The sequence below is a fragment of the Xanthomonas euvesicatoria pv. euvesicatoria genome, assembly GCF_020880415.1.
In the GTDB taxonomy this organism is placed as follows: Bacteria; Pseudomonadota; Gammaproteobacteria; order Xanthomonadales; family Xanthomonadaceae; genus Xanthomonas; species Xanthomonas euvesicatoria.
The window spans coordinates 1-19,553 of record NZ_JAJIUJ010000018.1 but is presented as its reverse complement, the minus strand read 5'-3'; the positions used below and the strand labels follow the sequence as shown (position 1 = coordinate 19,553).

12 protein-coding genes are annotated in these 19,553 nt (G+C 65.9%); 6 read left to right on the top strand and 6 right to left on the bottom strand.

The window, feature by feature from the left end:
- Window positions 1–175: 175 nt before the first annotated feature.
- The gene (locus LN450_RS02310) at window positions 176–1,078 is read left to right on the top strand and encodes a LysR family transcriptional regulator (protein ID WP_005912048.1); all 903 of its coding nucleotides are present in this window, start codon (window positions 176–178) and stop codon (window positions 1,076–1,078) included.
- Here the strand turns inward: LN450_RS02310 and LN450_RS02305 are convergent.
- The 4 genes from LN450_RS02305 to LN450_RS02290 form a co-directional block, all read right to left on the bottom strand.
- Window positions 1,070–1,849, bottom strand: coding sequence for a substrate-binding domain-containing protein (locus tag LN450_RS02305; RefSeq protein WP_011348536.1), 780 nt, complete (start codon window positions 1,847–1,849; stop codon window positions 1,070–1,072). The two genes, LN450_RS02310 and LN450_RS02305, sit on opposite strands and share 9 nt — an antisense overlap.
- A complete protein-coding gene (tcuC, locus tag LN450_RS02300; RefSeq protein WP_014091012.1) occupies window positions 1,846–3,195 on the bottom strand; it encodes an MFS transporter in 1,350 nt (449 codons plus the stop codon). The genes LN450_RS02305 and tcuC overlap by 4 nt, the downstream gene beginning before the upstream one ends.
- A 307-nt stretch (window positions 3,196–3,502) precedes the next feature.
- The gene (locus LN450_RS02295; protein WP_039418606.1) at window positions 3,503–6,148 is read right to left on the bottom strand and encodes a hybrid sensor histidine kinase/response regulator; all 2,646 of its coding nucleotides are present in this window, start codon (window positions 6,146–6,148) and stop codon (window positions 3,503–3,505) included.
- A 364-nt stretch (window positions 6,149–6,512) separates the two neighbouring features.
- Window positions 6,513–7,685: an OprO/OprP family phosphate-selective porin gene (locus tag LN450_RS02290; protein WP_008573669.1), complete on the bottom strand. Its 1,173-nt coding sequence runs from the start codon at window positions 7,683–7,685 to the stop codon at window positions 6,513–6,515.
- A 283-nt stretch (window positions 7,686–7,968) separates the two neighbouring features.
- Here LN450_RS02290 and LN450_RS02285 point away from each other — a divergent pair, with 283 nt between their 5' ends.
- Window positions 7,969–9,342 carry a dicarboxylate/amino acid:cation symporter gene (locus LN450_RS02285; RefSeq protein WP_003483384.1) on the top strand — a complete coding sequence of 458 codons (1,374 nt, stop codon included), beginning with the start codon at window positions 7,969–7,971 and terminating at the stop codon, window positions 9,340–9,342.
- Window positions 9,343–9,538: 196 nt separating this feature from the next.
- Window positions 9,539–11,848: an NADP-dependent malic enzyme gene (locus tag LN450_RS02280; protein ID WP_011348533.1), complete on the top strand. Its 2,310-nt coding sequence runs from the start codon at window positions 9,539–9,541 to the stop codon at window positions 11,846–11,848.
- A gap of 360 nt (window positions 11,849–12,208) precedes the next feature.
- On the opposite strand, the gene LN450_RS02275 is transcribed toward LN450_RS02280, so the two are convergent.
- Window positions 12,209–15,571 carry a GH92 family glycosyl hydrolase gene (locus tag LN450_RS02275; RefSeq protein ID WP_042840835.1) on the bottom strand — a complete coding sequence of 1,121 codons (3,363 nt, stop codon included), beginning with the start codon at window positions 15,569–15,571 and terminating at the stop codon, window positions 12,209–12,211.
- A gap of 313 nt (window positions 15,572–15,884) precedes the next feature.
- Between LN450_RS02275 and LN450_RS02270 the strand changes: the two genes are divergently transcribed.
- From LN450_RS02270 to LN450_RS02260, 3 genes are read left to right on the top strand one after another with little or no spacing between them, the layout of a single operon-like run.
- The gene (locus LN450_RS02270) at window positions 15,885–16,082 is read left to right on the top strand and encodes a zinc-finger domain-containing protein (RefSeq protein ID WP_008573675.1); all 198 of its coding nucleotides are present in this window, start codon (window positions 15,885–15,887) and stop codon (window positions 16,080–16,082) included.
- A gap of 10 nt (window positions 16,083–16,092) precedes the next feature.
- Window positions 16,093–17,205, top strand: coding sequence for a glycosyltransferase (locus LN450_RS02265; protein ID WP_011348531.1), 1,113 nt, complete (start codon window positions 16,093–16,095; stop codon window positions 17,203–17,205).
- On the top strand, window positions 17,186–18,517 hold the full coding sequence (locus LN450_RS02260; RefSeq protein WP_011348530.1) for an O-antigen ligase family protein: 1,332 nt from the start codon (window positions 17,186–17,188) through the stop codon (window positions 18,515–18,517). The genes LN450_RS02265 and LN450_RS02260 overlap by 20 nt, the downstream gene beginning before the upstream one ends.
- Window positions 18,518–18,609: 92 nt before the next feature.
- On the opposite strand, the gene LN450_RS02255 is transcribed toward LN450_RS02260, so the two are convergent.
- Window positions 18,610–19,530 carry an LpxL/LpxP family Kdo(2)-lipid IV(A) lauroyl/palmitoleoyl acyltransferase gene (locus LN450_RS02255; protein WP_011348529.1) on the bottom strand — a complete coding sequence of 307 codons (921 nt, stop codon included), beginning with the start codon at window positions 19,528–19,530 and terminating at the stop codon, window positions 18,610–18,612.
- Window positions 19,531–19,553 lie beyond the last annotated feature (23 nt).

The following is a 19,553-nucleotide window of genomic DNA, read 5'->3' as shown; positions in this document are numbered from 1 at the left end:
CTGGTTATCCGGCATCCTTGCCTGATCGTCCGAATGGCCGCGGCCAGTCATGGCTGTTCCCATGCCGATGCATGCACTGCGCCCGAATGCAGTGGCTCTCTTGGCGTCAGACGCAGCACCGCAGGCAAGCGTCTATGCTATGGCGACCGCCATCGAACACTGAAGCCGTGGCACCGTGACCATCAAATTCGACCTCAACGATCTGCAGGCATTCCGTGCGGTTGCCGAAAACGGCAGCTTTCGCCGCGCTGCCGAACGCATCCGCATCACGCAACCGGCACTCAGCCGCAGGATCGACAAGCTCGAGTCGGCGTTGAACGTCAAACTGTTCGAGCGCACCACGCGCAAGGTCACGCTCACCACCGTCGGCCAGGCGTTCATGCCGCAGGTCGAGCGCATGCTCGACGATCTGGACATGGCGCTGATGAGCATCGGCGATGCAGGGTCCAGCAGGATGGGCACGGTGACCGTGGCCTGCGTGCCGTCTGCGGCGTACTACTTCATGCCGCAGGCGATCCACGGGCTGCATCAGTTGTTTCCCAAGATCCGCATCCGGCTGTTCGACGGCAGCGCCAGTCATGTCAGTGCGGCAGTGGCCTCCGGCGAAGCGGATTTCGGGGTCAGCTTCAGCGGCAACCTGGCGCCGGAGGTGGAGTTCGAACCGTTGTTGCAGGAGCGCTATGTGATTGCCTGCCGCCAGGACCATCCGCTGTCCGGGCGCGCACAGGTCAGCTGGCAGGAGGCCTACGGTTACGACTACATCACGCTGGACAAGACATCGGGCAACCGGCTGGTGCTGGATCGGGCGCTGGCTGCATTCACGCCGGACAAGCCGAGCATCTGCGAGACCCGGCATGTCACCACGTTGCTGGGGTTGGTGGAGGCCGGCGTCGGTATTGCCGCCGTGCCGTCGATTGCCATGCCGTCCGGCCCGCATCCGGTGCTGGCGGCGGTGCCGCTGGTCGAACCGGAGGTGTCGCGCAACGTGGGGCTGCTGAAACGTCGCGGACGCACGCTGACACCGACCGCGCTGGAACTGGCGGAACTGGTGCGACGGATGCCCGCACGTTCAGGGTGACACCGGGTCCAGGCCGGTCGCGCGCGCCACCGCCTGCGCATTACCCGACTGCAGGTACGCAAGCAGGCGCTTGGCCGCCTCGGGATGCTCCGCGTTGACCGGAACGCCCGCCGCATAGCGCGTGATCGACTGCAGCGGTTCGGGGATCTTGCCGACAAACTCCACGCCTGCCACCGGAAGCAGCTCGGCCACCTGCTGAAAGCCGAGCTGATAGCTGCCATCGGCCACCACCGTGCCCACCGGGATGCGCGGAATCTTCTTGCTCTTGGCCATCATCGGGCCCTGGATCTGCAACTTTTTGAATAACGTGGTTTCGATGTGGACGCCGCTGGCGCTGTCGGAATAGGCCACCGAATCGGCGTGCAGCAGCGTCTGTTTGAAGTGCTCGACGCTGTCGATCTTGGGTTTGGGTGCACCGCTGCGCACCACCATGCCGATCCTGGAATCGGCCAGTTCCACCCGCGATGCCGGGTCGACCAAGCCTGTGTCGATCAGCGTCTGCAGCGCGCTGCCGACCATGATCACCACATCGGCATGCTCACCGCGTGCAAGCCGGTTGGGAATGGCTTGTGGCGTTTCGCCCATCGAAGGACCGAGAAGGGTGGTGACCTTCACCCCGGTCTGCTTGGTGTATTGCGGCGCCAGGCGATCGAAGGCGGCCGTGAAACCGCCGGAGGTCATCACGGTCAACTCCTGTGCGCCCGCCGCTGTGGACAGCAGAACCGTTGCAACGATCGCAGCCAACCATTTTTTCCACCTGCTCCGCATCATTTCGTCGCTCCTGCCGCAGCATCCAGGCCGGTCGCCGTCGCTGGATTGCCTTGGCGGCGATACAGAAACAGCGTGGCCCCCAGCGCGCACGCCGACGCGAAGACCAGCCAATAGCCGGGCGCCGCCTTGTCGCCGGTGACATGGATCAGCCAGGTGGAGATCACCGGCGTAAAACCGCCAAACACCGCGGTTGCCAGGCTGTAGGCGAGCGAGAATCCCGCAACCCGCACATGCGCCGGCATCCGTTCGGTGAGCGCCGGGATCATGGCGCCGTTGTAGAGGCCATAGATGAAGGACAGCCACAGCAGCGCCTGCAACATATGCGTAAAGCTCGGTGCGGCCGCAAGCAACGCGAGCACCGGATAGGCCGTCGCGATGCACACCACCGCCATGGTCACCAGCAGCGGCTTGCGGCCGAAGCGGTCGCTGAGTGCGCCGCCGATGGGGAGCCAAATGAAATTGGACACGCCCACCAGCAGCGTCACGATCAATGCATCGCCGGTGCTGAGTTTGAGCACGGTCTTGCCGAACGTCGGTGCGTACACGGTGATCAGATAGAACGCGGTCGTCGTCAGCGCGACCATCAAGCCGCCGGCAATCACGATGCCGGCATTGTTCGCCAGCCCGCGCATCACTTGCTTCATCGTGACCGGCTGCCGGCGCTGCGCAAATTCGGCAGTCTCTTCCAGGCTTCGCCGCAGCAAGAAGATGAAAGGGATGATGACGCAACCGATGCCGAACGGAATCCGCCAGCCCCATTGCGCCAGATCCTGCGGCGCCATCAGCTGGTTGAGCGCAAACCCGATCGCGGCCGCCGCGACGATGGCAAGCTGCTGGCTGGCCGATTGCCAACTGGCATAGAAGCCGCGCCGGCCCGGTGTCGCCATCTCGGCCAGATACACCGACACGCCGCCCATTTCCGCGCCGGCCGAAAAGCCCTGCAGCAAGCGCCCGAGCAGCACCAGGGCCGGGGCCCACAAGCCGATGCTGGCGTAGCCTGGCACCAGCACGATCAGCACGGTACCGCTGGCCATGATCGCCAAGGTGACGATCAGGCCTTTGCGGCGCCCGACATCGTCGATGTAGGCACCCAGGATCACCGCACCCAGCGGCCGCATCAGAAAGCCCGCGCCAAACACGGCGAAGGTCATCATCAGGGACGCGAATTCGTTGCTCGCCGGGAAGAAGGCCGCGGCGATCTGCGTTGCGTAAAAACCGAACAGGAAGAAGTCGAACTGCTCGAGGAAGTTGCCCGAGGTCACCCTCAGCACCATCCCGAGTTTGGACTGTTGCGTTGCCTCACCGCTGGAACTGTGCATAAATCGCCCTCCACGATAGGTATGCATGGACGTCTGACACCTGAGGCACTCGATTCTGGTCCAGATGGTCGATGTTGATAATTGCTGCTTTCTCATCGATTGATGCGCGTTGAACATCGGCCCGCGCGGCTGCAGTGCGCGACGCGCAGTACCCTCGCCACGATGCGCATGCCGCATTCGCCAGCGGCCGCTGGCGTTGCCGCCTGACCTGAAGGTCGATCCGTCCATGCCGTCGCCGCAGGTGCGCTGGCGGCCTGCCGATGTGCCGATTAGATTGGTGCGTGCGCTGCCGGTCTTGGGCGCGTGAGAGCAAGCAGGCAGCGCTGGCAGCGCGCTACCCGCGCCGCATCAACATCTGCGTCACCAGCGCACGCAAGGCAGGCGGGCGGACCGGTTTGGACAAAAATCCCCAACCCAGATCCAGCGCATGCTCGCGCAGGACAGGGTCGGGTTCTGCGGTGACCAGGATCACCCGTGGCTCGCGTTGCCAGCGTTCCACCAACTGCGACAGCAGCATGGGGCCGTGGTGTGCGCCCATGCGCACATCCAGCAGCAGCAGTTCCGGCACCTCCTCGGCATTGGCAGCGCTCAATGCCTCATCCGGGCCGCCGGCGAAATCCACGCGGCATTCCCAGCGTTCCAGCAGCGTGCGGGTGGCTTCGCACACCAATGGCTCATCGTCCACGCACCATACCCGGCAGCCGTGCAGGATGGGGTCGTTGCCGTGTTCGGCAGTGCTGGCCGCCGCTGGCAGTTGCCGAGCGATGGCGGTGCGATCGCCCAGCGGGGCAGTCACCGAAAACACGCTGCCGGCGCCCAGGGTGGAACGCAGCCCGATGCGATGTCCGAGCAGACGGCCGATGCGCTCGACGATGGCCAGGCCCAGGCCTGCGCCGCGATCGTTGGCCACGCCGTCGTCCAGGCGGCGGAATTCTTCGAAGATTTCGTGTTGCAAGGCGTCGGGGATGCCGGGGCCCTGGTCGTGCACTTCGATACGCAGCCAGCCGCCACGGCGACGGCAGCCGATCAGCACGCGCCCGCGCGGCGTGTAGCGGATGGCGTTGGACAGAAAGTTCTGCAGGATGCGGCGCAGCAGGTTTTCATCGCTCAATACCACCGCCGAGGTCGGCACCGATTCCAGCACCAACCCGCGGTCTTCGGCCAGGATGCCGAAGTCGCGCGCCAGGGTGTCCAGCAAGGGCGCAAGCGCAAAGTCGCGCACCTGGGTCTTCAGGCTGCCCGCTTCCAGGCGCGAGATGTCGAGCAGGCTGTTGAGGATGGCGTCCTGCGCAGCCAGTGCACCGTCGATGTTGTCGACCACGCGTGCGCTGCCAGCCTCGCGCACTTGCCCGCGCAGCACCGAGACGAACATGCGCGCGGCGTTGAGGGGCTGCAGCAGGTCGTGCACCGCCGAGGCGACGAAGCGGGTCTTGTAGCGGTTGGCGCTTTCGGCTTCGCGCTTGGCCGCCGCCAGGTCGCGGGTGCGCTCGGCCACGCGGTGTTCCAGCGCGTCGGCCAGCGAACGCAGTTCGCGTGCGGCGTTCTTGTAGCTGGTGATGTCGGCGTAACTGGTGACAAAGCCGCCATCGGGCAGCGGATTGCCGCGGATTTCCAGCACGGTGCCGTCTTCTTTTTCGCTCTCGCGCATATGCGGCTTGCCGCTGCGTAAATGATTCAGGCGCCGCTCGATCGCCGCCTCGATCGGCCCCGGCCCCAGCAGGCCGCGGCGTGCATTGAAGCGGAACAGGTCTTCGATCGGTCGGCCGATCTTGAGCAGTTCCGGCGGGAACCGGAATAGCTCCACATAGCGCGAATTCCACGCCACCAGGTTGAGCGCCTCGTCGATCACCACCACGCCTTGCGGCAGATGTTCCAGGCTGCGGCTCAGGCCGGCATTGGCCTGCTGCGCGGCGGTCACCACGCCGTCCTGGGCCGTGCGCAGTTCTTCGGCGTGTTGCTGCAGCAAGGTTTCCAGTTCGTGCCGGCTGCGCTGGCGTAGCGCCGACAGCCGCCGCCGTTGCTGCACGAACAACCACAGCAGTGCCAAGGCCAGCCACGCGCCGGCGGCGGCAATCGCCGCGGCGCGGCCGGCAGCGGCGCTGGCGCGGGTGTCGTGCAGCAGATGCAGGCGCCAGCCGCTTTCGGGCACTTCCAGGGTCTGCCACAGCACCTGCGCACCGAGCGGCGGGTCGCGCACGTCGGCCAGCACGCCGCCGTACCCGGTCTGCTCGATCAGCCGGCGCCGCAGCGGCAGCAATTCCTGGTCGGCGTACTGGCGGGTGCTCTGCAGTTCGCGGCGATCGCGGTCGCTGAGCGGGGCCAGCACGCGGTAGCGCCACTCCGGCTGGCTGGCCAGAAACACCACATCGTGCGCGTCCGACGCCAGCACGATATCCGGGGTCTGCAGCCACTCGCGCTCCAGCGCAGCCAGCGCGATCTTGATCACCACCACGCCCTGCGCCCGGCCGGCGCCATCGACAATGGCCTGCGACAGGAAGTAGCCTGGCTCGCTGGTGGTCATGCCGATGCCGTAGAAGCTGCCGCTGCCGGTGGCCAGCGCCTGCTGGTAATACGGACGGAAGGCGTAATCCACGCCCACGTTGCTCCGTGGCGCCCGCCAGTTGCTGGCGGCCAGTGCCACGCCGTCATGGTTGATCAAGGTCAGCGTGGACGACTGCGTGACATTGTTGGCGCGTTCGAGCTTGCGGTTGAGCGCATCCACCTGTGCCGGCGACAGCGGGCCGGACACGGCCGCGCGCAACTCCGGGTCCAGCGCCAGAATCTGCGGCAACGTGCGATAGCGGTCCACGCGCTGCTGCAGCGCCTGCGCGTAGAGCCGCAGCTGGCGGCGCACGGTGGCGCTTTCATCGTGCAGCGCGCTCTGTTCGACGAAGTGCCCGGCCGCCACCATGGCCACCACCATCCCGCCCAGCACGATGGACAAGGTGAGCAGCAGGCGACGGCGTTGCGATGCGTACATGGGCGCAAGTATGCGGTCTGCTGCCGGATCGCGTAGCCATCAGCGCGTAACGGCCAACAAGAAACGGTTGCGCTCAACTCCAGACAGACGCAGCCGGCGCTCGGTGCCGCATGTGCCACGCGTCGACGACGGTTCCGGGCGCTCGGCCCGCAGTTGCCTGGCCGCTGCTCGCGATCTGTGTCAGCCGCTCATCGCACGCTGAGCAAGCGCCGAATACGACAACGGCCGCACCCGGGATGGATGCGGCCGTGTCGAATGCCTGTGGCGGTGCGATGCCGGCGGCGCGTCAGCGAACCGGCGCGCGGCCATGACGCGGCAGTGCGTCGGCGCGAATCGCCGGCGCGCTGCTTTTGCTCAGTGCAGCTTAGAACTGCACCTGCGCACGCAGTTCCATCACGTGCGGGGTTTCATGCACGCCATTGCGCGAGGAATCCACCCAGCTGTAGTTGGCCTGGAACTTGAAGTGGCTGGTGAGGTACCAGTTGGCGCCGATGGTGGTGTCGTGCTGACGGCCGCCATGCACATTGTTGTCTTCCAGGTTCAGGCGGCTGTAGCGGGCGGTCAGCTCGACCGCGCCGTAGTCGTGCGACGGCTTGATGTTGCCCGGCACGCCGCCGGCATAGCTGCGCGATTCGCCGGTCAGCGTCCAGGTGCCGTAGACGTACTGGCCCTGGGCGATGAAGTGCGGCTGGTTCGCGTTGCGCGCCACTTCGGCACGCAGGGCTTCGCTCTGCAGCGAGAACGGGCCATGGATCCAGACCGCTTCCAGGCCGGTGCGGATCACATGGTCCACATCGAGGATGGTGCCGGTATCGATCAGGCGCACATCGGTCAGGCCGGCTTCCGGGCGCGCACGCAGGCGCACACGCGGGCTGAACGACACGCCGCGGCCGTCGCTGTAACCGCGCGGGTTTTCGATCGAGCCGGCGATGCCCAGGTGCAGCACGTCGCCTTCGGCCTTCATCGGGGTCCATGCCGCGTGCACGGCCTGGGTGGTGCCCGGGTTGTCGCCCTGCAGATCCTTGCCGCCGTACGCGCCGGCCTGCAGCAGGTACTGCTGACGTTCCAGCGTCCATTCCGCGCCGGTACGGCGCCCCTGGAACACCGCCTGGATCGGCAGGCCCAGTTCCATGAAGCTGCCCGCACGCGAGCTCTGCACCGCTTCCAGGCCCACCGGCACCTTCATGTAGCCCAGGCGCACGCGGCCGTAATCCTGGCCGAACAGGGCCTTGGTCTCGAACCGGTAGAACACGTCCAGCCACAGCTTGGACTCGAAGTCGTAGTACACCATGGCGTCGTAGACGCCCTTCTTCTTGATGGTGGCGCCGAATTCCTTGCGGCGGAAGTCGTTGCGGTCTTCCAGGCGGTCGTCGCCGGAGAAGTTGTTGTCGTCGTAGGCGTAGTTGCCGGTCAGGCCAAGCTCGGTGCCGTCACCGAAGGTGTACTTGGTCGGCCAGTTTTCGATCGAGGTGGCTGCATTGGCAGCGGCGGGGACGATGGCAGCAGCCAACGCCAGGACAAGCAGATTGAGGCGCATAGGTATGGTCTTCGGCAATGAAAAGGGGCCGGGCGTCCTGCCATGGCGATCGCAATGAATGTCTTCAGCAAGCGCGCAGGGTCCGGACGACGGCAGCACAGAAACGGTGTCTGCGTTAAACGGAATTAACGGCCGGCGGCGGCGCGGCTGAAGTGTAAGCCCACGTTCAGCCGCTGGACATGGGGTAGTACCAATGGGCTATCGGCCGGGGCTGTGACGTGCGGCCAGAATGCGTGCAACGGGTGCCTGCTCGGCACCCTCTCTCGTCTCTCGGAGTGGTGTCATGCACATCAGCAAGCCTGCCGGCCCCCTGCCGGCATCCGTCCCCTTCTATCGCCAACTGTATTTTCAGGTGGTGGTGGCGATCGTTCTCGGTGCCCTGCTGGGCCATTTCGAGCCCGCCTTCGCCGAAAGCCTCAAGCCGCTGGGCGACGCGTTCATCAAGCTGGTGAAGATGATCATCGCCCCGGTGATCTTCCTGACCATCGTCACCGGCATCGCCGGCATGACCCATCTCAAGACGGTGGGCCGGGTGTTCGGCAAGGCGATGGCCTACTTCCTGTTCTTTTCCACCTTGGCCCTGGTGGTCGGTCTGGTGGTCGCCCATGTGGTGCAGCCCGGCGCCGGCATGAACATCAATCCGGCCGATCTGGACCAGAGTGCGGTCAAGAGCTACGTCGAGAAGTCGCATGACCTGACCCTGGTCGGCTTCCTGATGGACATCATCCCCAACTCGCTGATCGGCGCGTTCACCGGCGATCAGGTCGTCAACGGCAAGCTGACCGGGCCGAACATCCTGCAGGTGCTGTTCGTGGCGGTGCTGTTCGGCGTGTCGCTGGCGCTGGTGGGCGAGCGCGGCAAGCCGGTGCTGAACCTGCTGGAAGCGCTGATCGCCCCGGTGTTCAAGCTGGTGCACATCCTGATGCGTGCCGCCCCCATCGGTGCCTTTGGCGCCATCGCCTTCACCATCGGCAAGTACGGCGTGGAGTCGCTGGTCAACCTGGCCTGGCTGGTGGGTTCGTTTTATCTGACATCCCTGCTGTTCGTGCTGGTGATCCTGGGGCTGGTGAGCCGGCTGTGCGGGTTTTCGGTCCTCAAGCTGATCCGCTACCTGAAGGCCGAGCTGCTGCTGGTGCTGGGCACGTCCTCGTCGGAGTCGGCGTTGCCGTCGCTGATGGAGAAGATGGAAAAGGCCGGTTGCGAGAAGTCGGTGGTGGGCCTGGTGGTGCCAACCGGGTACTCGTTCAATCTGGACGGCACCAACATCTACATGACGCTGGCGGCGCTGTTCATCGCCCAGGCCACCAATACCGAACTGACCCTGGGCCACCAGATCGCATTGCTGGCCGTGGCGATGCTCAGCTCCAAGGGAGCGGCCGGCGTCACCGGTGCCGGCTTCATCACCCTGGCCGCCACGCTGGCCGTGGTGCCTGAAGTGCCGGTGGCCGGCATGGCGCTGATCCTGGGCGTGGACCGTTTCATGAGCGAATGCCGCTCGCTGACCAACTTCATCGGCAACGCGGTCGCCACCGTGGTGGTCTCGCGCTGGGAAAACGCCCTGGACCGCGACCGGCTCAAGCTGGTGCTGGACGGCGGCGAACCGCCGCTGCTGGCCCCGGTCGGCCAACCCGGCGTGGCACCTGCCAGCCTGCGTTGATGCTTCCTACGGCCCTGTCTTCCGTCGGTGTTAGCGACGGGATGCAGGGCCGTTCTTGTTTGGCCTCCACGCCGGCTGCGCTGCGCGTCACGCCGCACCCGTGATTTCCCTGCCGCGCTGACAGCTGCGCGACAGGCCCTTGTTCAGGCAGGAGGGTAGAATTCAGCCTCCTGCGCCTTCGAGAACCACACCACCGATGTCCACCGACGACTTCAAACAGGCCGCCCTCGACTACCACCGCCAGCAGCCGGCCGGCAAGATCAAGGTCACCGCGACCAAGCCGATGCTGACCCAGCGCGATCTGTCGCTGGCGTATTCGCCGGGCGTGGCGTTCGCCTGCGAGGCCATCGTCGAAGATGCCACCCAGGCCAGCGAGCTCACCGCGCGCGGCAATCTGGTGGCGGTCATCACCAACGGCACGGCGGTGCTGGGCCTGGGCAACATCGGCCCGCTGGCCTCCAAGCCGGTGATGGAAGGCAAGGGCGTGCTGTTTCAGAAGTTCGCCGGCATCGACGTGTTCGATATCGAAATCAACGAGAACGACCCGGACAAGCTGGTGGACATCATCGCCAGCCTGGAGCCGACCTTCGGCGGCATCAACCTGGAAGACATCAAGGCGCCGGAATGCTTCATCGTCGAGCGCAAGCTGCGCGAGCGCATGAACATCCCGGTGTTCCACGACGACCAGCACGGCACCGCGATCATCGTTGGCGCCGCCGTGCTCAATGCGCTGGTGGTCACTGGCAAGAAGATCGAAGAGGTCAAGCTGGCCACCACCGGCATGGGCGCGGCCGGCATTTCCTGCGTCAACATGCTGGTATCGCTGGGCCTGAAGCCGGAGAACATCCTGGCGCTGGACCGCGATGGCGTGATCCACACCGGCCGCACCGATCTGGACCCGGACAAGCAGCGCTACGCCCGCGATACCGACAAGCGCACCCTGGCCGAAATCGTCGAAGGCGCGGACATCTTCCTGGGCCTGTCGGCCGCCGGCATCCTCAAGCCGGAGATGGTCGCCAGCATGGCGCGCCAGCCGGTGATCTTCGCGCTGGCCAACCCCAATCCGGAAATCACCCCGGAAGTGGCCAAGGCGGTGCGCCCGGATTGCATCATCGGCACCGGTCGGTCGGACTATCCGAACCAGATCAACAACGTGCTGTGCTTCCCGTACCTGTTCCGCGGCGCGCTGGACGTGGGCGCCACCGGCATCAACGAAGAGATGAAGATCGCCTGCGTCAAGGCGATCGCGGCGATGGCGCGGCGCGAGGCCTCCGACCTGGGTGCGGCCTATGGCGGCGAGACCCCGAGCTTCGGTCCCGACTACCTGATTCCGCGTCCACTGGACCCGCGCCTGCTGGTGGAACTGTCGTCTGCGGTTGCGCAGGCGGCCATGGATTCGGGCGTGGCCACGCGCCCGATCACCGACATGGAGGCCTACCGCGACAAGCTCGGCCAGTTCGTCTACCGCACCAGCCTGATGATGAAGCCGGTCTACGACCGCGCGCGCGCCGACAAGCAGCGCGTGGTGTATGCCGAGGGCGAAGAAGAAGTGGTGCTGCGTGCGGTGCAGAACGTGGTCGACGAAGGCCTGGCCTTCCCGATCCTGATCGGCCGCCCGGACGTGATCGAAGCACGCATCGAACGCATGGGCCTGCGCCTGACCGCCGGCGTGGATTTCGAGATCACCAACATCCTCGACGACCCCCGCTTCAACGATTACTGGCAGTACTACCACGCGCTGACCGAGCGTCGTGGCGTGACCGTCACCGCGGCCAAGGAGCTGATGCGCTCGCGCCCGACCCTGATCGCGGCAGTGATGGTGGCGCGCGGCGAAGCCGACGCGATGCTGTCCGGCGTGGTCGGCCGCTTCCACAAGAAGCTGGGCTACGCGCGCAGCGTGATTCCGCTGGAACCGCGGGTGAGCTCCACCTCGGCGATGACTGGTGTCATCAACCAGCTGGGCGTGTTCTTCTTCCTGGATACGCACGTGCAGGAAGACCCGACGGTGGAGCAGGTGGTGGAAGCCACATTGCAGGCCGCGTACCGCCTCAAGCTGTTCGGCATCGAGCCGAATATCGCGCTGCTGTCGCACTCCAACTTCGGCAGCCACGACTCGCGCGATGCGCTGAAGATGCGCCAGGTGCGCGAAGCGCTGCTCAAGCGCAAGCCCGAGCTCAACATCGACGGCGAAATGCAGGGCGACACCGCCTGGGACGAGGCGCTACGCAAGCAGATCATGCCCAACAGCACCTTGAAGGGCCGCGCCAACCTGTTCGTGTTGCCGAACCTGGAAGCGGCCAACATCGCCTACAACCTGGTGCGCGTGTTCACCGATGGCGTGGCGATCGGCCCGATCCTGATGGGCATCTCCAAGCCGGTGCATATCCTCACCACCAGCGCCACCTCGCGCCGGGTGATGAACATGACCGCCATCGCAGCGGTGGATGCGCAGATCCGCAGGCAGCGCGATGCGGAAAAGGCGGCAGCCGACAAGGGCAGCGACTGACTCGAGATGTTCAGACTTGCCAGGTCCAAGACTTGGCCGAGTGCTGCTTGATTTGAAGCAGCAAGCGCTCGGCCGGCAAGACAACGGCCGATAAGTGTCTTCCTCGATAGGGTGCAAGGCGCCCAGGCACTTAGAGCGGCTAACAAAACGTAGCGCAGTAGTTTTGTTAGCTGCTCTTAGTCCCCAGTCTGCAGCAATAACCCACAAGCCCCTCTCCCCGCGGGAGAGGGGTTGCGGTGAGGGTACGGCCTACCCTTGGCAGCGACTCAGCGTCGACCATCCAAAACGTTGACGAGCGACGCAAACAGCAGGCGTCGCGGGTCGTCATCATCCCAGCGATCACGCCCAAAACCTCAGTCCTCAGCGCCCATCCGGCACCGCACCCAGTAACTCTATCTCCGCCACCTGTGCACGCGCGGGCGCGGTCCAATGCAGCCGATACTCCGCATACGAACCGGGCGTCGCGATCCGGAACGGGCGCGTTTGAAGCGGCCATTGAAAACGCTCCTCGCGGCGCGTATCGACGACGCGCCACGTGCCTCCTGCAGTGCGTGCTTCCAGCGTCCACGCGGCCGACGCAATCGCAGCGTCGCCGCTGGTCACGGTGTAAAGCATGGCCTCACCGCGATCAAGACCGCTCAACGTCAGCACCGTGGCGGGCGACACCGCGCTCGCGCTGCCCGCATCGTCGTCATGCAAAGCCGTCAGCGCGCGACCATCGGCCTGCGTCACGCGTGCGCTGGCACCCAGCAGGTCACGCAACGGGGCAGGGCGCTTGCCTGGCGCGGTCAACGACGGCGGCACATCCTCTGGTGCGCTGCCCCAGCGCGAGGGCGTGGGCCCCATCTCGAAGTCCAGCGTCGCACCCTTGGCGATCGCCGCATGCGGCAACCAGGTCTTGCGCCATGGCTTGCCGTTGAGCCTGAGCGATTGCACATACACATTTTCCGGCGAATTCTGCGGCGCATTGATCGTCAGCGTACCGCCGCCCGGCAAGCGCACGCGCGCCTGCTTGAACAGCGGCGAGCCGATCACATACTCCGGCGCTCCCATCCGCAACGGATACAACCCCAGCGCAGCGAACAGATACCACGCCGACATCTCGCCATTGTCTTCGTCGCCAGGGTAACCCTGGCCGATCTCGCTACCCAAGTACAGGCGCGCCAGAACTTCGCGCGTAATGCGCTGTGTCTTCCACGGTTGCCCTGCATACAAATACATCCATGGAATGTGGTGCGCAGTCTGGTTGCTGTGCGCGTACATGCCCATGCGCACATCGCGTGCTTCGGTCATCTCGTGAATGGTGTTGCCATACGAGCCTGCAAACTGCGCTTGGGCAGTCTCGGGCGTGGCGAAAAACATGTCCAGCTTGGCGGCCAGTGCCGCGCGGCCACCGTAGAGCGTAGCCAGGCCTTCGCCATCGTGTGGCGCGGTGAATGCAAACGTCCACCCGCTGGATTCGGTGTAATCGTTGCCCCACACGCGTGGATCGTACTGCGCCGCGTCCACGCGCCACGTGCCGTCGGGTTTGCGCCCCTGGAAGAAGCCGACCGCCGGGTCGAACAGCGCCGCATACCCGGCTGCGCGGTAGCGAAAATACAGCGCTTCGGTCGCATAGCGCTCGCGCGCTGCGGCAGTGTTGGCCTGGATGGACAACGCCTCGGCCATGTTGGCAATGCCGAAGTCGTTGAGGGCGCCCTCCATCGACCACGACATGCCTTCATGCGTGTCGGTATCGGTATAGCCGCGGAAGGTCGAGCGCGCCATGCCCTTGCGCCCGACATGCCGGTCCGGCGCAACGACCGTGGCGTTCTTCAGTGCAGCGGCGTAGGCCTCGGCCGGGTCGAAGCCTTGCACGCCTTTTCGCCAGGCATCAGCAAACGCCACATCCGAGCTGGTACCCACCATCAGGTCTGCATAACCGGGCGACGACCAGCGCGCAATCCAGCCGCCCGCCCGGGATTGTTCGACAAACCCCTGCACCAGGGCGCCGGCATCATCGGGCGCAAATAGCGCATACGCAGGCCAGGCCGTGCGAAACGTATCCCACAGCCCGTTGTTGACGTACACCCGGCCATCGCGGATCGGTGCGAAGCTGCGCACCGCGCTGCCGTCGATAGTGTCGTCCGACCAGCTGTTCTGGCTGGCGTAGCGCCAATCCGGGGCAGTCGCAGTGCCCACGTTTTCATGCGCCGAGTTCGGATACAGGTACAACCGGTACAGGTTGGAATACAGCGTGGTTGTCTGGTCGGCAGTGGCATCGGGCACTTCGAAGCGCCCCAGCAATGCATCCCAGGCCTCCTGCGCGCGCGCGGCGACCTGCTCGAAGCTCGCGTCTGCGGCAATTTCCAGTTCTGCATTGTGCTTTGCCTGATCCACCGACATCAGCGAAGTGGCAATGCGCATCTGTACCTGTCGCGCGCTGCCGGCATCGAACTTGATCCATCCGGTCGGGCGGCCGGTGTCAAGCAGGCCGCTGCTGTGCCAGGGCCTGTCGAAGCTGGCATAGACGTACATGCGCGTTGCGCCCGTCGACAAACCGCTGCGCACATCGGTGTAACCGGACAGTGTCTGGGTCGCCGCATCCAGCTTTAGCCCGCCGCGCGCGTCCACGTTGTCGAACAGCAGATTGGCATCGCCCCGCGCCGGGAAGCGAAAACGAAACAGTGCAGCGTGATCGGTGGGTGCGATCTCGGCATGGATGCCGTTGTCCAGTTGCACGGCGTAGCGATAGGGGCGGGCCTGTTCGTCGTCATGCGAAAACCCCAGTGCACGCCTGCTGCGATCGGCATCCGGCACGCCGGCAGTGAGCGAGGGCATCACCTGAAACGTCTGCCGGTCGCCCATCCACGGGCTCGGTTGATGGCTCAGCGACAGCGCCTGCAGACGCGGGCGATTGTCTGCACCGTTGTGCTCGTTCCAGCGGTATAGCCAGGTTAGCGTTCCCGCATCGGTGACCGGCGTCCAGAAGTTGAAACCGTGCGGCACGGCCGTCGCAGGAAAATTATTGCCGCGCGAAAACGTGCCATTGGATTGCGTGCCGCGCGTGGTCAGCACCCGATCCGAGGGCCGCGCCGGCGTTGCCAGCGGCACCTCGGCAATGGCGATATCGTCGATCCACCCGGCAGCGCGCGCGCCCGCAGGCGGCGCCACGTCCAGTTCGATCGCACGCACACGCCGCCCACGCAGCCCGGGCACATCTCCCAACCGCACCTGCTTGCGCGCCCACTGTTGCGGGTACAGCGTCTTCGAATCGCCCTGCGCCTGCGCACCCAATGCCACGCCATGTTGATCGCGCGCTGCGCTGGCAGAGACATGTGTGCCGTCGTCCAGCAGCAGGTCCAGCGAGACATACGTGGATGCCACATGGTCGTTGCCGACACTTTCCGGCAAGACCATCCACGACAGCGTGGTCTGCGTCTGGATCAGCAGATCGGTGGTGAACAACGCGCGTCGCCCACCTGCGCCGTTGCTCGCGTAACGCAGCGCATGCGCTGCGCTGTAGCCGGCATTTGGCTTGGCGGCGTACGGCGCTGCCGGGCCGGCGCCGACGGCAACCTGCACGGCAGTGTCGGTCACCGGCATCGGTGAGGGGTCACCGTCCTCGAACGCGCTTGCGAAGTGCGTGGCGGCCATCGCCGGCAGCGCAGCGAGACAGAACAGGGCAATGGCGATGGTGCGCGGCAGACCACGCTTATGCAGCAGGACAACAGGCAAGGTCACGGGGCAGTGTCTCCTTGGGGCACGTAACGGCACGTGCGCTGGGCCGATGTTGCGCCCGGTATGGTTCACGTCGCCGGTTGGATAGACGCCGGCTCCCGATGATAGGCGGCATGCGCGGTGCGGTGTCGTTGCGCTGTCGCGCCGCCGATTGGGGGGCTGCTGCAGAATCGCCGATTCCATAGCGGCCTCGGCGATTGGATTGGCAACTCTTGCAACTCACCCCCGCGCGGGCCTGTACCGCCCGGTCGATGGGCCGATCACCACGCGGGCTGCTAGAATCCGCGCTCTGCCTTTGCCTTCCGATCGCACCGCCATGAGCCAGACCGCCACCGCGCCCGCCAATGCCGAAAAGCGTTACACCGTGCACCGCGGCGACCTGCCGCTGAGCTGCCCGACGCCGCAGATGGCGCTGTGGAACTCGCATCCGCGCGTGTACCTGCCGATCGAAGACGAGCCCAACGGCGAAGCCAAGTGCCCGTATTGCGGCGCGCTGTTCGTGCTCGCCGACTGATACTGGCCGGATGCACCGCCTGACCGTGGTGCAACTGCTGCCGGCATTGCAGTCCGGCGGCGTCGAGCGCTCCACCCTGGAAATCGCTGCCGCGCTGGTGCGCGCCGGTCATCGCGCCGTCGTCGTGTCGGCCGGCGGACGCCTGGTGCAGCCGCTGTTGGATGTGGGCGGCGAGCATCTCACCCTGGAGATCGGCCGCAAATCGTTGCTGACGCTGCGGCATGTGATCGGCTTGCGTCGCTTGTTCGCCGAACTCGGGGCCGACATCGTGCATGCACGTTCGCGGCTGCCGGCCTGGCTGGGTTGGTACGCGCTGCGCGGCATGCCCGAGGCGACGCGGCCGCGCCTGGTGACCACCGTGCACGGACTCAATTCGCCCAGCCGCTACAGCGCAGTGATGACCTACGGCGAGCGCGTGATCTGCGTGTCCAAGACGGTGCGCGAATACGTGTGCACGCATTACCCGCAGACCGATCCGGCGCGGCTGCGCACCATTCCGCGTGGGGTGGATATCGCGCAGTTCCCGCGCCGGCTGCAGCCGGACCGCAGTGCCCGTGCATGGGCGCAGACGCTGCTGCCCGCTCTGCCGGCCGATGCACCGCTGCTATTGCTGCCGGGCCGCGGCACGCGCCTGAAGGGGCATGCCGATGGCCTGCAGCTGCTCGCCGACATCCGTGCAGCCGGCATGCCGGCCTTTTTGTGGTTGCCCGGCGCACGCGAGCCCGGGCGCGAGGCGTACGTGCGGGAGCTGGAGACAGAAGCGTCGAGGCTGGGCGTTGCCGAGGCAATCGCCTTGACCGAGCCCACTGCCCGCATCGCCGAGGCCTATGCGGCCAGCGATCTGGTGCTGCAGCTTTCGCGCAAGCCGGAAGCCTTCGGCCGCACCGTGGTGGAGGCGCTGTCGGTCGGCCGTCCGGTGCTGGGCTGGGCACACGGCGGCGTTGGCGAATTGCTGGCCGAGTTACAGCCCGGTGGTGCGGTCGCCGCTTTCGATGCCCGGGCCTTATGCACGCAGGCGCTGCAGTTGCTGCAGCACGCCCCGGCAGCGCCGGCCGTGATCCCCTACACGTTGCAGGCCATGCAAACGGCCACCCTGAAGGTCTATGACGAACTCCGCCGCTGAGGCCCTCCCGCGGGCGCCCGTGTTGACGCCCGATGCCGGCCGCTGGGCGCCGCTGTGGGTGATCGTGTTCGTGGCGCTATGGCCTACGCCCGGCCTGGCCGAAACGGTGTTGTCGTTGGGCGCGTTGTTCGCGGCGTACCGCCTGTTGCATGCGCGCTTTCGCGGCGGCACGCGCCTGCTCAGCGGCGCAGCCTGGGCACTGACCAGCGTGTTGTTCCTGGCGTACTGGTTGCCGCAGATGCTGTCGGCGTTCGACGCGATGGATGCCGGCCGCGCACTACGCAAGTCGGCCACCGATCTGCGCTACCTGCCGTTCATGTGGTTATGCGCCATCGCCGTGGCCAATGCACAGCGTCGGGGTCGCACCTTTACCGGGCTGGCGGTCATCGGTGGGGTGTGGACGCTGGACGCGTTGCTGCAGGCCGCCTTCGGCACCAGCCCGTTGTTTTTTGGCATCGATCAGATCAAGCAGTTGATCAGCGGCCATGGCCTGTGCACGGCCCAGGAACTGGCGCTGGTGGACCGGTTGAGCGGCGTGCTGGGCCCCTGCAATCTGAAATTCGGGCAGACCCTGGCCAGCCTGTCGCCGTTCCTGTTGCTGGCGTTGGGGCGGCGTCATGTCTTGGCCTGGCTTGTCGGCGCGGCGGCGGTCGGCATTGTGTTGGTCTTGGCCGGCTCGCGCGCGTCGTGGATCACCTATGGCGTGATCATGCTGCTGTCCGGTTGGCAGCTGCTGGGCGGACGTCGTTTGCTGGCCGCGGCGGTGGTCGGCGCACTGTTGGCCGTGGCGGTGGTGGCGGTGGCGCCACAGGCGCGCGAGCGCATCCAGCGCACTACGCTGGCGTTCGGCAATGGCGAACAGGGCGTGGACCAGGCCTTGTCCGGGCGTGCCCAGATCTGGGGGGCGTCGCTGTGCATGATCCGCGCGCATCCGCTCAACGGCGTAGGCGTGCGCGGGTTCCGGCAGGCCTATCCGGCCTGCAATCCGGCACCTGGCCAAGCGCCGGCCTGGGGCGGCGGGCCGGCCTTTCATGCGCATCAGATCGTGCTCGAGATCCTGGCCGAAACCGGCGTGATCGGCTTGCTTCTGTGGCTGGCTGGCGCGGCGCAGGCATGGCGTGCGTGGCGCTACTCAAGCGTGGTGGCACGCGAGCAGGCGCGGCCGGCGATGATTGCGTTGGTGGCCACGGTATTTCCGTTCAACACCCATCTGGCGTTCTATTCCAGCTTCTGGGGCGGGCTGAGCCTGATGCTGGCCGGGCTGTATGCCGGCGCCTTGCTCAACGACGATGCGGACCGCGCGCCGCAGTAGCGCGGTGCACGCGGTTGATCGGCACTTCCTCCCTTTTACGAGCTGCGGCGGCAACGCCCACACATGCGTTGCAGGCGTTCGCCGAGCAGGCGTCAGCGATAGAAATCGCTACGTCCACCCGGTTGGCGCTTGAAGCGCCGATGGATCCACAGGTATTGGTCCGGCGCTTCGCGCACCATGTCTTCGATGGCGGCATTGACCTGCGTGGTATCGGCGATGACGTCATCGGACGGAATGTCGGCCAATGGCGGTGCGATCTTGAGGATGTAACGGCCACCTTCGCGACGATGGAAGTACGGCACGACCGCGCAGCCGGTCAACCGTGCCAGCTGATGCGTGGCGGTAATGGTGGAGGCCGGATGTCCGAAGAACGGCACGAACACGGTGTCCTTGCCGCGCATGTCCTGATCCGGCGCATACCACAGAAAACCACCGCGCTTGAGATGCTTGATGGTGGCGCGCAGGTCCTCGTTGGCGAACATGTGCGTGGCATAGCGCAAGCGCCCACGCTTGACCGCCCACTCGAACACCGGGTTGCGATGCCTGCGGTACATGCCGGCCAGCGGCACGTGGTCGCATAGCAGGCGCCCGCACATTTCCAGCGTCATGAAGTGGCCGGACACCAGCAACACGCCACGTTTTTGCTGTTGCAGTTGCTGCAGATGCTCCAGGCCCTCGATCTTCACGCCTGGTCGAATGACATCGATGCTGCCCCACCAGGCGCGCGCGAACTCGAACAGGCCCACGCCGAGCGCGTCGAAACTGTCGCGCAACAGCCGCGCCCGCCAGGCATCGTCCTGCTCGGGGAAACACAGTTTCAGGTTGACCTCGGCCGCGCGCCGACGCGTGCCCGCCAGGCGCATGGCAATCCAGCCCACGCCGCGGCCCACGGCACGTTGCAGCGTCCAGGGCAGGCGCCCTGCCACCACCATCACCGCCAGGCCCAGATACATCGGCCAGTGCTTGGGGTTGCGCAGGGAAGGGCGGACGGCGACGTTGGCGGGCTCGGACATGCGTCAATTCTAGAGCGTGTGAT

Coding starts and splice junctions, on each gene's coding strand:
- LN450_RS02305 (WP_011348536.1), bottom strand. CDS start 1,849: ATGATGCGGAGCAGGTGGAAAAAATGGTTGGCTGCGATCGTTGCAACG.
- tcuC (WP_014091012.1), bottom strand. CDS start 3,195: ATGCATACCTATCGTGGAGGGCGATTTATGCACAGTTCCAGCGGTGAG.
- LN450_RS02295 (WP_039418606.1), bottom strand. CDS start 6,148: ATGTACGCATCGCAACGCCGTCGCCTGCTGCTCACCTTGTCCATCGTG.
- LN450_RS02290 (WP_008573669.1), bottom strand. CDS start 7,685: ATGCGCCTCAATCTGCTTGTCCTGGCGTTGGCTGCTGCCATCGTCCCC.
- LN450_RS02285 (WP_003483384.1), top strand. CDS start 7,969: ATGCACATCAGCAAGCCTGCCGGCCCCCTGCCGGCATCCGTCCCCTTC.
- LN450_RS02280 (WP_011348533.1), top strand. CDS start 9,539: ATGTCCACCGACGACTTCAAACAGGCCGCCCTCGACTACCACCGCCAG.
- LN450_RS02270 (WP_008573675.1), top strand. CDS start 15,885: ATGAGCCAGACCGCCACCGCGCCCGCCAATGCCGAAAAGCGTTACACC.
- LN450_RS02265 (WP_011348531.1), top strand. CDS start 16,093: ATGCACCGCCTGACCGTGGTGCAACTGCTGCCGGCATTGCAGTCCGGC.
- LN450_RS02260 (WP_011348530.1), top strand. CDS start 17,186: ATGACGAACTCCGCCGCTGAGGCCCTCCCGCGGGCGCCCGTGTTGACG.
- LN450_RS02255 (WP_011348529.1), bottom strand. CDS start 19,530: ATGTCCGAGCCCGCCAACGTCGCCGTCCGCCCTTCCCTGCGCAACCCC.